The organism is Butyricimonas muris (assembly GCF_046365375.1).
GTDB classification, from domain to species: domain Bacteria; phylum Bacteroidota; class Bacteroidia; order Bacteroidales; family Marinifilaceae; genus Butyricimonas; species Butyricimonas muris.
The window spans coordinates 201,844-214,862 of the sequence record NZ_JBKEIT010000003.1; the positions used below are offsets into that span (position 1 = coordinate 201,844).

Annotated in this window: 14 protein-coding genes and 2 tRNA genes; 7 read left to right on the plus strand and 9 right to left on the minus strand. The window is 42.5% G+C overall.

Annotation, left to right across the window (positions count from 1 at the left end; genetic code table 11):
• Positions 1-5: 5 nt before the first annotated feature.
• Positions 6-629, plus strand: coding sequence for a phosphoglycerate mutase family protein (locus tag ACK8P8_RS06210; protein ID WP_186975131.1), 624 nt, complete (start codon positions 6-8; stop codon positions 627-629).
• Here the strand turns inward: ACK8P8_RS06210 and ACK8P8_RS06215 are convergent.
• The 3 genes from ACK8P8_RS06215 to ACK8P8_RS06225 form a co-directional block, all read right to left on the minus strand.
• Positions 601-1,200 carry a Crp/Fnr family transcriptional regulator gene (locus tag ACK8P8_RS06215; RefSeq protein WP_099292101.1) on the minus strand — a complete coding sequence of 200 codons (600 nt, stop codon included), beginning with the start codon at positions 1,198-1,200 and terminating at the stop codon, positions 601-603. The two genes, ACK8P8_RS06210 and ACK8P8_RS06215, sit on opposite strands and share 29 nt — an antisense overlap.
• Complete coding sequence (locus ACK8P8_RS06220) at positions 1,197-2,546, minus strand: MATE family efflux transporter (protein ID WP_186975133.1); 1,350 nt, start codon at positions 2,544-2,546, stop codon at positions 1,197-1,199. Before ACK8P8_RS06220 ends, ACK8P8_RS06215 begins: the two co-directional genes overlap by 4 nt.
• Positions 2,547-2,791: 245 nt before the next feature.
• Positions 2,792-3,853, minus strand: a complete 1,062-nt coding sequence (locus ACK8P8_RS06225; protein ID WP_369860716.1) for an NAD(P)H-dependent flavin oxidoreductase — start codon at positions 3,851-3,853, stop codon at positions 2,792-2,794.
• A gap of 356 nt (positions 3,854-4,209) precedes the next feature.
• Here ACK8P8_RS06225 and ACK8P8_RS06230 point away from each other — a divergent pair, with 356 nt between their 5' ends.
• Entirely contained in the window at positions 4,210-4,959 is a 750-nt protein-coding gene (locus ACK8P8_RS06230) for an N-acetyltransferase (protein ID WP_369860715.1), read from the plus strand.
• Between the two features lie 118 nt (positions 4,960-5,077).
• Here the strand turns inward: ACK8P8_RS06230 and ACK8P8_RS06235 are convergent, their stop codons facing one another.
• The 6 genes from ACK8P8_RS06235 to ACK8P8_RS06260 form a co-directional block, all read right to left on the minus strand.
• Positions 5,078-5,431 (minus strand): hypothetical protein, encoded by a 354-nt coding sequence (locus ACK8P8_RS06235; protein ID WP_369860714.1) that lies wholly within the window; start codon positions 5,429-5,431, stop codon positions 5,078-5,080.
• A gap of 86 nt (positions 5,432-5,517) precedes the next feature.
• Positions 5,518-5,847, minus strand: coding sequence for a hypothetical protein (locus ACK8P8_RS06240; RefSeq protein WP_369860713.1), 330 nt, complete (start codon positions 5,845-5,847; stop codon positions 5,518-5,520).
• Between the two features lie 14 nt (positions 5,848-5,861).
• Positions 5,862-6,077, minus strand: a complete 216-nt coding sequence (locus tag ACK8P8_RS06245; RefSeq protein WP_369860712.1) for a hypothetical protein — start codon at positions 6,075-6,077, stop codon at positions 5,862-5,864.
• Between the two features lie 4 nt (positions 6,078-6,081).
• Entirely contained in the window at positions 6,082-6,759 is a 678-nt protein-coding gene (locus ACK8P8_RS06250; protein ID WP_369860711.1) for a hypothetical protein, read from the minus strand.
• A 453-nt stretch (positions 6,760-7,212) separates the two neighbouring features.
• Positions 7,213-7,286: transfer RNA gene (locus ACK8P8_RS06255), tRNA-Asp, on the minus strand.
• Between the two features lie 28 nt (positions 7,287-7,314).
• A tRNA-Asp gene (locus ACK8P8_RS06260) sits at positions 7,315-7,388 on the minus strand.
• Positions 7,389-7,686: 298 nt separating this feature from the next.
• Between ACK8P8_RS06260 and gcvH the strand changes: the two genes are divergently transcribed.
• The 5 genes from gcvH (at position 7,687) to ACK8P8_RS06285 (ending at position 13,007) form a co-directional block, all read left to right on the plus strand.
• Positions 7,687-8,061 carry a glycine cleavage system protein GcvH gene (gene gcvH, locus ACK8P8_RS06265; protein ID WP_186975137.1) on the plus strand — a complete coding sequence of 125 codons (375 nt, stop codon included), beginning with the start codon at positions 7,687-7,689 and terminating at the stop codon, positions 8,059-8,061.
• A gap of 163 nt (positions 8,062-8,224) precedes the next feature.
• The gene (gene glmM / locus ACK8P8_RS06270; protein WP_369860710.1) at positions 8,225-9,607 is read left to right on the plus strand and encodes a phosphoglucosamine mutase; all 1,383 of its coding nucleotides are present in this window, start codon (positions 8,225-8,227) and stop codon (positions 9,605-9,607) included.
• A gap of 239 nt (positions 9,608-9,846) precedes the next feature.
• The gene (locus tag ACK8P8_RS06275) at positions 9,847-10,449 is read left to right on the plus strand and encodes a GNAT family N-acetyltransferase (protein WP_369860709.1); all 603 of its coding nucleotides are present in this window, start codon (positions 9,847-9,849) and stop codon (positions 10,447-10,449) included.
• 327 nt (positions 10,450-10,776) lie between these two features.
• Positions 10,777-11,352, plus strand: a complete 576-nt coding sequence (locus tag ACK8P8_RS06280; protein WP_369860708.1) for an RNA polymerase sigma-70 factor — start codon at positions 10,777-10,779, stop codon at positions 11,350-11,352.
• A gap of 98 nt (positions 11,353-11,450) precedes the next feature.
• Complete coding sequence (locus tag ACK8P8_RS06285) at positions 11,451-13,007, plus strand: PD-(D/E)XK nuclease domain-containing ATP-binding protein (protein ID WP_369860707.1); 1,557 nt, start codon at positions 11,451-11,453, stop codon at positions 13,005-13,007.
• Positions 13,008-13,019 lie beyond the last annotated feature (12 nt).

The window sequence follows — 13,019 nt, forward strand, 5'->3', positions numbered from 1 at the left end:
TATCTATGGACAGTAAGAACCTGCAACCCGCGACTTGCCCGAGGCAAACGATCGAAAATTTAGCTCTCCGTAACCTGCGGCGAGCCAAGGAAATTATCGCGGATACCGGCATCGAGGCTATTTGGCGGTCAGTGGGAGTGGAACCCCGGTTGGTAGGATCGGTAAAAACGGGTTTACTGGTGAAGCATCTGGATATCGACTTTCACGTCTATTCCAATCCCGTCGTGATTGCCGACAGTTTTGCCGCCATGGCGAAGCTGGCAGAGCATCCGGCTATCCGGCGGGTGGAATGTATCAATTCATTGGATACCGACGAGCACTGTATCGAGTGGCACGCTTATTACCTCGACCGGGAGGGTGACGAGTGGCAGATTGACATGATTCATATACTGGGTGGTTCCCGTTATGACGGTTTTTTCGAGCGGATGGCGGAGCGAATCACTCAAGTACTGACACCGGAAACGCGGGGAACTATATTGAGGCTGAAACACGAAACTCCCGATGACGAAAAAATCATGGGCGTGGAGTATTATCAGGCAGTCCTTCGGGACGGCGTCCGCACGTACACCGATTTCATGAACTGGCGTAAACGGCATCCCGTCACGGGAGTGGTGGAGTGGATTCCGTGAGCCGGACTAACTGAGCCCTGATGCGACTTAGGGATTGAGCCGTGACACCAAGGTACGACGCTATATGCTTCAAGGGAACGGACTGTATGATTTCCGGTTGTTTTTGCAGGAGCATCACGTAGCGCTCGAAAGCGGTGCGGTTATACGAGTCCAGCCAAGAGATTTCGATTTCCAGCATGAAGTTTTCAAGAATCCTTCGCCCGAGATTTGCCAACTGCACGGAGGAACGGTACAATTGTTCCAGTTTCTCTTTGGTCAGGCAATAAGCCTCGCTGTCCGTCACGGCTTCCAAGGTCAGACGGGAAGGGATGTTTGCCACGTATCCCCACGTGGAGAAAGCGATTTCGCCTTCGCCGGCGAACCACAGAGTGGCTTCCGAACCGTCCTTGAACGTGTAAGCACGCCACACGCCGCGGGTGATGATATAAAGGTTACTGTTCGATTCCCCCTCGTGGACAATGATATCCTTGTGGGAGAACGTTTGTTCCTCCGCGTTCTCCAAGAGTGTCCGTATTTCATGCTCGGTGGCGGACAAACGACTCGTTATTATCTGCAAAGTGGTATCTTTCATCTTTTAAAGTGCTGGCGTAAATAGTACGATACGATAATGGCAAAGGTAATCAATTCCGTGAACGGTACCGCCAGCCATATCCCTTTTATTCCCCAGAGGAGCGGGAGGCTGACAAAGCACACGGTGATGATAACAATACCCCGGAGAACGGTAAAGAACGTCGCTTGCTTGAATTTCTCGATGCTCTGGAAATACCCGATACACACGATGTTAAGCGCGAAGAACAGGAAGCCGAGTGCGAAGTAGGGGATGCCCTGTATGGCAATTTCCCGCGCGTTACCCGTGCTGCCGAGGAAGAGGGACACCACCGCGGGGCATAGCACAATGGTCACAAGACAAGCCAGAGCCCCGCAAATGATAGCGAATTTCAACGAGAGCCGGAATGCCTGCTTCACCCGTATCCATTGTCCCGCGCCGTAGTTGTAACTGATGATCGGTTGGGTGGATTGCGCGATGGCGTTGTTTACCATGAAAACAATCGGGAACCAGTAGCAGGCAACGCTATACGCCGCCACGCCGTCCTCTCCGAGATAATGGATGAAAACGTAGTTACCGACGAGCATCATGCAGGCAATGGCGGCCTCGTTGAGGAATGCCGAGAAGCCCAGTTTTATCATGTACCCGATATTTCTTATCGTCAAGCGTATGCTTTTGAGGGAAAATTTCGGGCGGTAAAGATACAATACCTTGTTATATTTAAGCAGGTAAACCAGTATCATGATACTCCCGACCACGACCGAGATTACCGAAGCGATGGCGGCTCCCGCCAAACCGAGCTGCAACGGGAACACGAGGACATAGTCCAGCACTAGATTTATTGCCGCGGGAACGGCACTACACATCATGGCGAACGTCGGGGAACCGTCCAGACGAATGACAAACAATCCCACGCTCAATAGCATATTACAGGCAAGGAAAGGCACGATCCAATTCATGTATTCCAACACGAGAGGCAGCAAGAGGTCGGAACTGCCGAGCAGGTAAGCCATGTCTGTTCTGAATAGCATGACCAAGGCGCACAGCAGAACCGTGATACTTAACGATACGGTAATTGCCTGCGTGATATTTATACTGGCAACTTTCACCTTGTTGTGTGCCAAGTGGATGGATGCGACGATAGAAGCCCCGACGCCGAACATAAGACCGATACCCGCCGACAACATGAAGAACGGGGCAACGATGTTTACCGCCGCGAGCGCGTCGCTCCCCACGCCGCGTCCCACAAATATCCCGTCGATAATCGTGATCGTGGCCGAAAGAACCATCCCCAACAAGGTGGGAATAAACATCTTGCGAAATAACTTGGGAATATTCATCGTCCCGAAATCAATACTGTCCTGCATCATAATCTTTTCGTTTTTTATTTCCGGCTGCAAAGGTACGGCTATGATCTTTGGGAAAAGTTACCTTTATGGTAAAAAAGCGGGGAAAATATATTTAGTTCATAAAGTTTATAAAGTTCATAAAGTTCATAAGGTTTATAAAGTTCGTAGACCCCTGCGGGGTGCTTTGTTTGCGGCAACTCAAACTGCCGATTAGCATTGTCCGAAGGACATCCGTTACTTTATAAACCTTATAAACCTTATGAACTTTATAAACTCAATGAAAAGTCCGCCTTTAGTTTGGCGATAACTTCTTTCACGCTGCTGATCTTATTCGCCAAGTAGGCGTTCTGACCGGCGAAAGCGTATCCTTCCTTTAGGTTTCCGATTGCAGCATTGTAAAGCGCCTTGATAATGCAGTAAGGGCTTTTGGTGTAGTCGCAAGTTTTGATGCAATGGAAAGGACAGGATTTAGGTTTCTTTTTACCCTCGGCAACGTCCCGGATAAACTCCCCGTCGAAAGCACGACCGGGCATTCCTACCGGACTTTGAATGATGCGAACGTCTTTTTTATCCGAGTGAATGTACACTTCTTTAAATTCCGTGGAGGCATCGCACTCTTCCGTGGGTACGAAGATGGAACCCATTTGTGCTGCCGAGGCGCCGAGTTTCAAGAACCGGGCAATGTCTTTTCCGGTGGATATACCCCCGGCGGCAATAACCGGAATGTTTTTCTGTTCGGCGTAACTTTTCGCTATTTCCACTACTTCCGGGATCAAATGTTCGAGAGAGTAATTTTCATCCTCGATTTGTTCCTTTTTGAAACCCAAGTGTCCGCCGGCTTTCGGACCTTCCACCACGAGTGCATCGGGAAGATAGTTGTAATTCGTCAACCATTTTTCGCAAATCAGCTTTGCTGCCCGTGCCGAGGATACGATGGGTACCAGCATGGTTTTGCTGTCCTTTGTCAAGAATGACGGGAGATTCAACGGAAGCCCCGCCCCGGCAAAGATAACGTCGGCTTTCTCCGCGATAGCCGTCCGCACCATATCCGAAAAGTTGGAAAGGGCTACCATGATATTCACGCCGATAACACCGTATGTTTTTTCACGGGCTTTCCGAAGTTCCTCGCTAAGCCCGTAAATGCATTTTTCCAGATAATTCCCTTTGAATTGAGGGTAAAGGAGTCCTAATCCCGCTGCCGAGATAACTCCGACTCCGCCCTCGTTAGCCACGGCGGAAGCCAGTTTGTTCAATGATACACCGACACCCATACCGCCCTGTATAATAGGCAGCTTGATCTCGTATTTACCAATAAAAAATGATTTCATTTTTACAACATCGTTGATATTTAACATGTGCCCTTTTCAGTCCGCACGACAGTTTTTTTGGGCTATTACTAACAAAACAAGGAAAGTTCTACTGGTCTGATTCAACGATGAAAAAAGAGCGGATGTCACCAGTCCGACAAAAATACATACGATAACGATCAGAATAAACTTACACTGTTCACGGTGTAAAGGTAATAATAAATTTATGAAATATACTAGCTTTAGGCTAAATAAGTTGATGAGGGTACACGGAAAAACGGTATAAATTCACTACATTTGGACTTTATAACATGGATAGTAGATCGATACAATTGCAACCGGTTGATTGATAATATCTAATTTGAAGCGAGATGCACATGAATACTGATTTTGTAAACTTAACAACAGAGAACCTGACCAACGAGCATTTATGCTGCATCATCCGCAGTAAAAAGCCCCATCAGGGTATTGACGCCAAACGACAATGGCTCTCGGACAGGCTGAGTGAAGGTCATGTCTTTAGAAAATTGAACGCGAAGGCTACGGTTTTTATTGAATACGCTCCTCTTGAAACGGCTTGGGTTCCCGTGATTGGAAACAATTATTATTACGTCTATTGCTTGTGGGTTCTTGGTAGTGATAAGGGAAAAGGGTATGGAAAATTACTGATGGAGTATTGTTTGGCTGATGCCAAAGAGAAAGGTAAATCCGGCATTTGTATGCTCGGGGCAAAGAAGCAAAAATCTTGGCTTTCCGACCAATCATTCGCGAAGAAATTCGGCTTCGAGGTTGTTGATGTTACCGATGATGGATATGAATTGCTTGCACTTTCTTTTGACGGAACAATACCGGCGTTCGCGCCAAATGCCAAAAAGCAGAAGATTGAAAGCAACGTGCTGACAATTTATTACGATATGCAATGTCCCTATATCTATCAAAAAATCGAGCTCATAAAACAGTATTGTGAAACGAACAACGTTCCCGTGTCTTTAATTCAAGTGGATACGTTGCAAAAAGCAAAGGAATTACCTTGCGTTTTCAATAACTGGGGAGTGTTTTATAAAGGAAATTTTGAGACAGTGAATTTGCTGGATGTCAGCTATTTGGGTAGAATTCTCAAAAAATGAAATTATCATTTTAGCTTTTTCTCGTTGATAATCGTCATGTAACTGGCTGCTTGATATATTTATATACATTCAAGCAGCCTTGCTATTTAGAATTGGACAACAGGTTATTTATTCGTTTTTATATTTGTACACGACTGCTAATATTCCATGAGTATTCATATTGAAAATCATGCGAATCCTTCAGTTTTAGTACATAAGTGCGATCTTTGCTAAATAACATTGAAATTTGTTCTCCTGAACGGAGCGTACCCTTTCTTGGAAATCCTCCCCCCATGTATTCTGTAATTTCATAAGAACAAGAATAGCCACTATAATTCTGGAATCGAATGTTATAGTCATAATTGTAATAATCATCACAAAGTAGCTCAAAGCCAATAGGAAGGTTAAACAAGGCATCATCTGAGCCAATTGTGTTTACAGGATCGTAATCTTGCGTTTTAAAAAGAACGTACCCGTATGCTCCGTCACCCATGCCACAATTTATGGTCCATCCCCATGATGTCTTCTGTCCGGGAGTTGATAATGGAGCAGTAACCTCTCTTTCCTCGTAAGAAGATATTAGAAAACCAGAAAGAGCGAAACTAATTCCTTTACTCGCTTCATTAAAGCGAGCACTCCACGAGAGAGAGGCTGCACCTGCTTCTGCAACAATTGTTTTTGGACCGGTAAACTGGCATTAAGGGATTGCAATGTACCGATGTTGTACGTGCTATAAAGTACATTGAATGTCGTGTATTTACCATTTCCACGTGATAGAGAACTTGTTGTTTCCTCTTTGTCGCTTGGCATTTGAATAATTCCTCCTTCTTCTTTTGTTTTGTCTAATTCTTGGTTCAAGTATTTAACAGCTTCAACAACGTCATTGTATTCTTTTTTTGTCGCACCCAAGCGTTGTGCTTCGTCTAAAGATAAATAAAAGAATAACGCTCTCCATCAATTTTAACTGATTTGGCTATCGTTTTCAAGCTTTCCGGTAAAACATCTTTATCCGAGTTAAATAACGGGTTCGTTTTGAGGATTGAAGAATTTATCTCTGTTTCTTCAATTATTCCACACTTTTCATCAGAATTGCATGAAAATAATAAAGCTGCAATAATAAGTAATAATAGTGTTTTCATAACGCTAAGATTTTGATTGATGTTTTGTTTCAAATCTTTCGAGTGATTCATAAAATGCTCTTTTTAAACGATTGTATAACCTGTTGTCCCCATCCAGTAACTTGAAATAACAATCCTGAAAAAAAATTGTGGACATTCCATCCTTGTATATTCTTTCATCTATTATTAAATTTTCGGCTTGAGCGTTAATCGCGTTTACAGCTTGAAAGTTATTTACTATTTCACCATACTCATCTTCTGTCATTCCTATTTCCATAAGATTTTCTTTAGTTGTTCCTATAACGAACTGTTTATCTTTAACATGGATATAATACATGGCCACGCAAGTGTAAATTTTATAGTTCGTCCATAAATCTTTCATGATGTTTTTCTGTTTGATATTCATGTTTTTAAGAAAACTATTCATTATTCTAATGTAAAATTCCGTGAATTCAACGTATTCTACCGGTAAGGATTTTATAGCTTCTGCATTCTGAGGATTTAGTATTAATGTATCTTCTTGATACACGGGACGCAATATTCGACTATACTCTAATCGAGTTTTTAGTTCATCTGTTGTTAATTTTTCCCCTTCAATCGTGCATAGAATACGTGTGGGTCTGCTTAATTTGACCTTCTCTTCTTGGGTAAACCCAATCTGGGCGTTTGTAGCGATCAGAAATAATAATAATAACTTTTTCATAGATTGATTATTTTTAAAATTAAAATAAAAATGTAGTCTTGGTTACGTGATGATGACACTTGAAACGGAAAAAGGAGGTATGTATGGTACCCGAAAAGTGTGTATTGTTTTGCTATTATGTAGCTATATGGCTGTAAATGCATGTGTTGTGTGGTGGCGCGATGAGAACTATTTTTTTTGTTTTTATAAAAGGTAACCTTTAAAGATGTAAAGGTGGATTATGATTACTGTATCAAGTTATTCACGTTAACCACGGATTCTTGTAAGGAGCGAAATCTGTTTGAAAAGTTGAGATTTGTCAATCCGTGTGCACTTTTTCTCTTCATTTTTTCATCCTCGAATTAGCGCACTTTCTTTTACTTTGAAATGCATTAATTCTGCATCTGGAAAAAGAAAAACCTCAGCATTTCTTCTAAAATACGGAGGTTTACGTTATTTTTTTCTCTTGATATGCGGTCTGGACGGGACTCGAACCCGCGACCCCATGCGTGACAGGCATGTATTCTAACCAGCTGAACTACCAGACCAAATAGTTTTTTCTTCAATAATAAAAGGCGGTCCGGACGGGACTCGAACCCGCGACCCCATGCGTGACAGGCATGTATTCTAACCAGCTGAACTACCGAACCTTTTTTTGCATCAAACAACCGCTGTTGTTCTCAATTGCGGTGCAAAGATAGGTAGTTTTTCTTATTCTGCAACATTTTGATACCGAAAAATAGAAAAAAAATACGATTTCACTAAAGTTTGAGTGTTTCGGAACGCTTATGGATAAAGGAATACAGGATATTCTTATTGAGAATGAAATGGTTAAATGCAAAAGTGATAAATCATCTCTAAAATTTCAGTTTCAGTGATTGAAGTTTAATTTTTTCCTTATATTTGTGCCTTATAATAATTGTCAAATTTAAATTAACTTATAAGATAATGAACGTACCTGCAGAATTAAAGTACACTAAAGAACACGAATGGATTCGTGTTGAAGGTGAAGAAGCATATGTTGGTATTACTGACTATGCACAAAGTCAATTAGGCGATATCGTGTTTGTTGAGGTTGAAACAGAAGGTGATGAGCTGGAAGCTGGTGATACTTTTGGAAGTATCGAGGCTGTAAAGACAGTTTCCGACCTGTATATGCCGATTTCCGGAGAGGTTTTGGAATTTAACTCTGAGTTGGAAGATCAACCTGACCTCGTGAACAAAGATCCTTATGGAAAAGGTTGGATTATCAAAGTAAAGGTTGATGACGAAGCACAATTAGACGGTTTGTTGAGCGCTGACGCTTATAAGGCATCTATCTAATTTTTTTGATAAGACAAGGACTGTATGCGTTATCTCTTTCGGGGTAATGGATACAGTCTTTTTTTATTTCGTGATTTGATGATTTATGATTTTAACGGTTGAAGGTTGAGTTGGTAATGTGTGACATTTTCAATTTTCAATTTTCAATTTTCAATTGCTTGTTATGACTTTAATAAAATCTATATCCGGTATTCGCGGCACGGTTGGGGGACAACCGGGAGATAATCTCACTCCGTTGGATATCGTGAAATTTGTTTCCGCGTATGCCACTTGGCTAAAAATCGGTGCCAGGAAAGAGAAGGCGAAGATAGTGTTAGGACGCGATGCCCGTATTTCCGGTGATATGTACGCTAAACTCGTGGAAGCCACTTTGTGCGGCTTGGGGCATGACGTGGTGAATATCGGGTTGGCGACCACGCCGACAACGGAAATTGCCGTGACGGCTGAAGGGGCTGACGGGGGAATTATCTTGACCGCGAGCCATAACCCGAAACAATGGAATGCTTTGAAATTGTTGAATAACCGGGGTGAATTTTTGTCTGCCGAGGATGGGGCACAAATTCTTCAGATGGCAGAAAAAGAGTCGTTCGAGTATGCCGAGGTGGATGATTTGGGAACGGTTACTTGTAAAGATTACACGGACTACCATATCCGGCACGTGCTGGATCTGAAATTAGTAAATCCGGAAGCTATTGCCAAAGCTAACTTGAAAGTGGTGGTAGATGCCGTGAATTCGGTCGGGGGAACGGTGATTCCCGCTTTGTTACGTGCCTTGGGCGTGAAAGAAGTGGTGGAATTGAATTGTGAACCTACCGGGCATTTCAGTCATAACCCGGAACCGATACCGGAGAATCTGACCCAGATATCGGAAAAGATCAAAGAATGTGGTGCAGACCTTGGAATTGTGGTAGACCCGGATGTGGATCGTCTCGCGTTGGTTTGCGAGAACGGGGAGATGTTCGTGGAGGAGTACACGCTGGTTGCTGTTGCTGATTACGTATTGAAGCATACCCCCGGAAACACGGTATCCAATCTCTCTTCCTCCCGTGCGTTGCGTGACGTGACGCTGGCTCACGGGCAGAGTTACAGTGCCGCTGCCGTTGGGGAAGTGAACGTGGTCGCCAAAATGAAAGAAACACATACCGTGATCGGTGGTGAGGGTAACGGAGGAGTCATTTACCCGGAAAGTCATTACGGACGTGATGCCTTGGTGGGTGTTGGGCTGTTCCTTTCTCATTTCGTGGCGGAGGGAAAGACAATGACAGCATTGAAGGCTACCTACCCCCAATATTTTATCTCCAAGAATAAATTGACTCTTTCTCCCGACATGAATGTCGATAAGATTCTGGAAGGGTTGAAGCAAAAATACGCTTCGGAAGAGATTACCGATATTGATGGCGTGAAAATTGATTTCAAAGACGGGTGGGTACACCTGCGGAAGTCTAATACGGAACCGATTATCCGTATTTATTCCGAGTCAAAAGACGAAGCTGCCGCCAATCAATTGGCAGAAGAAGTGATAAAGGTTGCACAGAGTTTGTGCTAATAGGAAATCTTTTAATCTCGAATTGCCGGAGGAAGTGTTTGTTGGGAATGTTTTGTTGATATTGGTACCGTAATCCGGATTATTTTTTTGTCTATTCAGATGTTAATATGCTGAATGATTGCATGAAAAAATATTTCACGGTTGCGGTACACAATATCGTTAAACTATGTATGTTTGTATTGTTTTAAATACAAAAACAAACCATGATAAAGGAGAGATTCTGAGTGAATCTGGCAATTATGAAAACAAGTATAAGCGATTTACCCCGATCGGAGAGTCAGGGAAATGAGTTCTTAATGTTACGGAAGAAAGCGCGTGAAGTGAGGATAGAAGGGGACGGATTTGTCGTGCGCGAATGGCGGTTCTCGGATTGCGATTCATTAGCCGAGAATGCCGACAATGAAAAGATCTGGAATAACGTGATGGATCACTTTCCGCATCCGTACACGAAACAAGATGCTTTTGATTATATCAGTATGGTTCATGTTTTACCCGCCCCACCGACACGGTTTGCCATTGAGGTAGACGGAAAGGCGGTAGGAAGTATCGGGTTCGGCTCCGAGGGCGATATTGAACGTGTGACCGCCGAGATCGGTTATTGGCTGGGCGAGCCTTACTGGGGAAGAGGTATCATGCACAAGGTTGTGGCTGCCGTTACCCGATACGCCTTTGAAACCTTTGGTTATCAGAAACTATACGCCCTCGTGTTCGATTACAACCCCGGTTCTATGCGGGTATTGGAAAAAGCAGGCTACAAACTGGAAGCCGTCCTGCACAAAGCCGCTGTTAAAAACGGCAAGGTGATCGATTTCTACTATTACAGTGTTATGAGAGAAGATTGATATAGGTCTGTAAAGTCCATAAGGCCCATAAAGTCCATAAGGTCACGGGTGTCCTGCGGACAAAGTTTATTGATAGCTTATGCTATCATGATTAAACATCCTACGTACCTTATAGACTTTACAGACCTTATGAACTAAGCGAAGCTTACTATAGCCCTTCTTTTGCTCTTTTGCGCTTGTCGAGTGCTATACCTACGATTCTGCTTCGAAGACAGTAGTTCTTTAAGGTGGGGAATGTCTTTTGACTCGTCAATTTGAAAAAAAGTAGACTAGATATAATGCATTATTGTAATATATTTATTTAATTTGTAGAATTAACGGGCATGTATGAAAAGGGCAGAAGAAATATTAGCAGCGTTGAAAAACGGCGAAGAAAAAGCTTTCAAGATTTTTTTCTCGGAGTATCATGATGTGTTGGTTTTATATGCCACGAATATCCTTAAAGATGTCGATGCGGCGGAGGATGTCGTGCAGGATTGTTTCATGAATGTTTGGGAAAACTCTCTTTATAACAACCTTTCTGACGGTTTGGATAAATACATGTTCCATTTGGTTAAGAATGCCGCCTTGAACGAGCTGCGGGGCAGCAAACGCAGAGAAGTTCGTCATGAAAAAATGATGGCAGAAATGCCTGTGGTGGAAATGATGAAAGAAGACGAGCAGACTGAAATAGATATTTTATACACCACGATTAATCAACTTCCCCCGGAACGCCGTCGTATTTTTATGATGGTGTGTGCCGAAGGAAAAAAATATCAGGAAGTTGCCGACCAACTACAAATCAGCATTAATACCGTCCGCACTCAATTGATGCGTTCTTTAAAATTTCTACGTGAAAAATTGAAAGAGCAAATGTTTTCAATATTATTGTTTTGTTGGAAGAAAGTGAAGATTAGGTTTTAGTAGAGTCTTTTAAAATATGTCTGTATGGATATATTTGTAAGATACTTTCCGTATCTTTGTTTCATAATGAGATAATAAATGAGAAAGGAGACTATGATATGACAGCGAGGATTTATCCTATCGGTATTCAAAATTTCGAAAAACTTCGGGGTGACGGTTATGTCTACGTGGACAAAACGTCACAAATGTACCAAATGGTGAAAACCGGCAGTTATTATTTTCTCAGTCGTCCGCGTCGTTTTGGTAAGAGTTTATTATTATCTACTTTAAAGGCTTATTTCGAAGGAAAGAAGGAACTTTTTGCAGGGTTGGCTGTCGAGTGGTTGGAGAAGGAGTGGAACCGGTATCCTATTCTATATTTAGATCTTAATATAGAGAGGTATGATACACCCGGGAGTTTGGATAATATATTGAATGATACGTTGAAACAATGGGAAAGTATTTATGGTAGCCGTCCCTCTGAAACCTCTTTTTCTTTACGTTTTGCCGGTGTTATTCGTCGGGCTCACGAGCAGACTGGGCAACGTGTTGTTATTCTTGTCGATGAGTATGACAAGCCTATGCTACAGGCTATTGGTGATGAAGAATTGCAAAAAGAATTTCGTTCGACGTTAAAACCTTTCTATGGAGCGCTCAAGACAATGGATGGCAGTATTAAGTTTGCCATGTTGACTGGTGTGACTAAGTTTGGGAAAGTCAGTGTATTCAGTGATCTGAATAACTTGAAAGATATTTCTATGGACGGGCGTTACATTGATATTTGTGGTATTAACGAACAGGAATTGTATAGCTATTTTGAAGAAGATATTCGTCTTTTAGCCGCTGCACAAAATATGACCTATGATGAGGCGTGTGCCGAGTTAAAGGAATGTTATGACGGGTATCATTTTGAAGAAAATACTCCCGGTATCTATAATCCTTTTAGTTTGCTTAATACGCTAGATAAACGGAAATTCGGTAGTTATTGGTTTGAAACGGGTACTCCTTCTTATCTTGTGGAATTGCTTCGTAAGCATCACTATGACCTTTATCGTATGGCCCACGAGGAAACGAATGCTGATGTGTTGAATAGTGTAGATTCAACTTCTACGAACCCGATTCCGGTTATATACCAGAGTGGATATTTGACAATTAAAGGATATGACCGTCGTTTTGGTGTTTACCGTTTAGGTTTTCCTAATCGAGAAGTGGAAGAGGGTTTTGTAAGTTATTTAATGCCTTTCTATACTGATGTAGATAAGGTTGAATCGCCTTTTGAAATTCAACGATTCGTGCGTGAAGTGGAACATGGTGATATTGATGCCTTTTTCCGGCGTTTGCAAAGTTTTTTCGCGGATATTCCTTATGAATTGACTCAAAAACGAGAGATTGAACGCCATTACCAGAACGTGTTGTTTATCGTTTTTAAGCTTGTAGGTTTTTATGTCAAAGCAGAGTATCATACAAGTGAAGGGCGAGTGGATCTAGTGCTTCAAACAGACCGTTTTATCTATATAATGGAATTTAAACTTGACGGTACGGCAGAAGAGGCTCTTCAGCAGATTCGTGATAAACATTATGCAGATCCTTTTCTCGCTGATCGGCGAAAACTTTTCCGGGTAGGGGTTAATTTCAGTGACCAAACTCGCAATATCGAGCGTTGGCTTGTTGAATAGGGAAAGTTATCT

Bases quoted from the DNA above. Each gene is read 5' to 3' on its own strand.
- ACK8P8_RS06225 (WP_369860716.1), bottom strand. From the start codon at position 3,853: ATGAAATCATTTTTTATTGGTAAATACGAGATCAAGCTGCCTATTATA.
- glmM (WP_369860710.1), top strand. From the start codon at position 8,225: ATGACTTTAATAAAATCTATATCCGGTATTCGCGGCACGGTTGGGGGA.
- ACK8P8_RS06280 (WP_369860708.1), top strand. From the start codon at position 10,777: ATGAAAAGGGCAGAAGAAATATTAGCAGCGTTGAAAAACGGCGAAGAA.
- ACK8P8_RS06250 (WP_369860711.1), bottom strand. From the start codon at position 6,759: ATGAAAAAGTTATTATTATTATTTCTGATCGCTACAAACGCCCAGATT.
- gcvH (WP_186975137.1), top strand. From the start codon at position 7,687: ATGAACGTACCTGCAGAATTAAAGTACACTAAAGAACACGAATGGATT.
- ACK8P8_RS06285 (WP_369860707.1), top strand. From the start codon at position 11,451: ATGACAGCGAGGATTTATCCTATCGGTATTCAAAATTTCGAAAAACTT.
- ACK8P8_RS06230 (WP_369860715.1), top strand. From the start codon at position 4,210: ATGAATACTGATTTTGTAAACTTAACAACAGAGAACCTGACCAACGAG.
- ACK8P8_RS06215 (WP_099292101.1), bottom strand. From the start codon at position 1,200: ATGAAAGATACCACTTTGCAGATAATAACGAGTCGTTTGTCCGCCACC.
- ACK8P8_RS06235 (WP_369860714.1), bottom strand. From the start codon at position 5,431: ATGGGTGACGGAGCATACGGGTACGTTCTTTTTAAAACGCAAGATTAC.
- ACK8P8_RS06210 (WP_186975131.1), top strand. From the start codon at position 6: ATGGACAGTAAGAACCTGCAACCCGCGACTTGCCCGAGGCAAACGATC.
- ACK8P8_RS06275 (WP_369860709.1), top strand. From the start codon at position 9,847: ATGAAAACAAGTATAAGCGATTTACCCCGATCGGAGAGTCAGGGAAAT.
- ACK8P8_RS06245 (WP_369860712.1), bottom strand. From the start codon at position 6,077: ATGAAAACACTATTATTACTTATTATTGCAGCTTTATTATTTTCATGC.
- ACK8P8_RS06220 (WP_186975133.1), bottom strand. From the start codon at position 2,546: ATGATGCAGGACAGTATTGATTTCGGGACGATGAATATTCCCAAGTTA.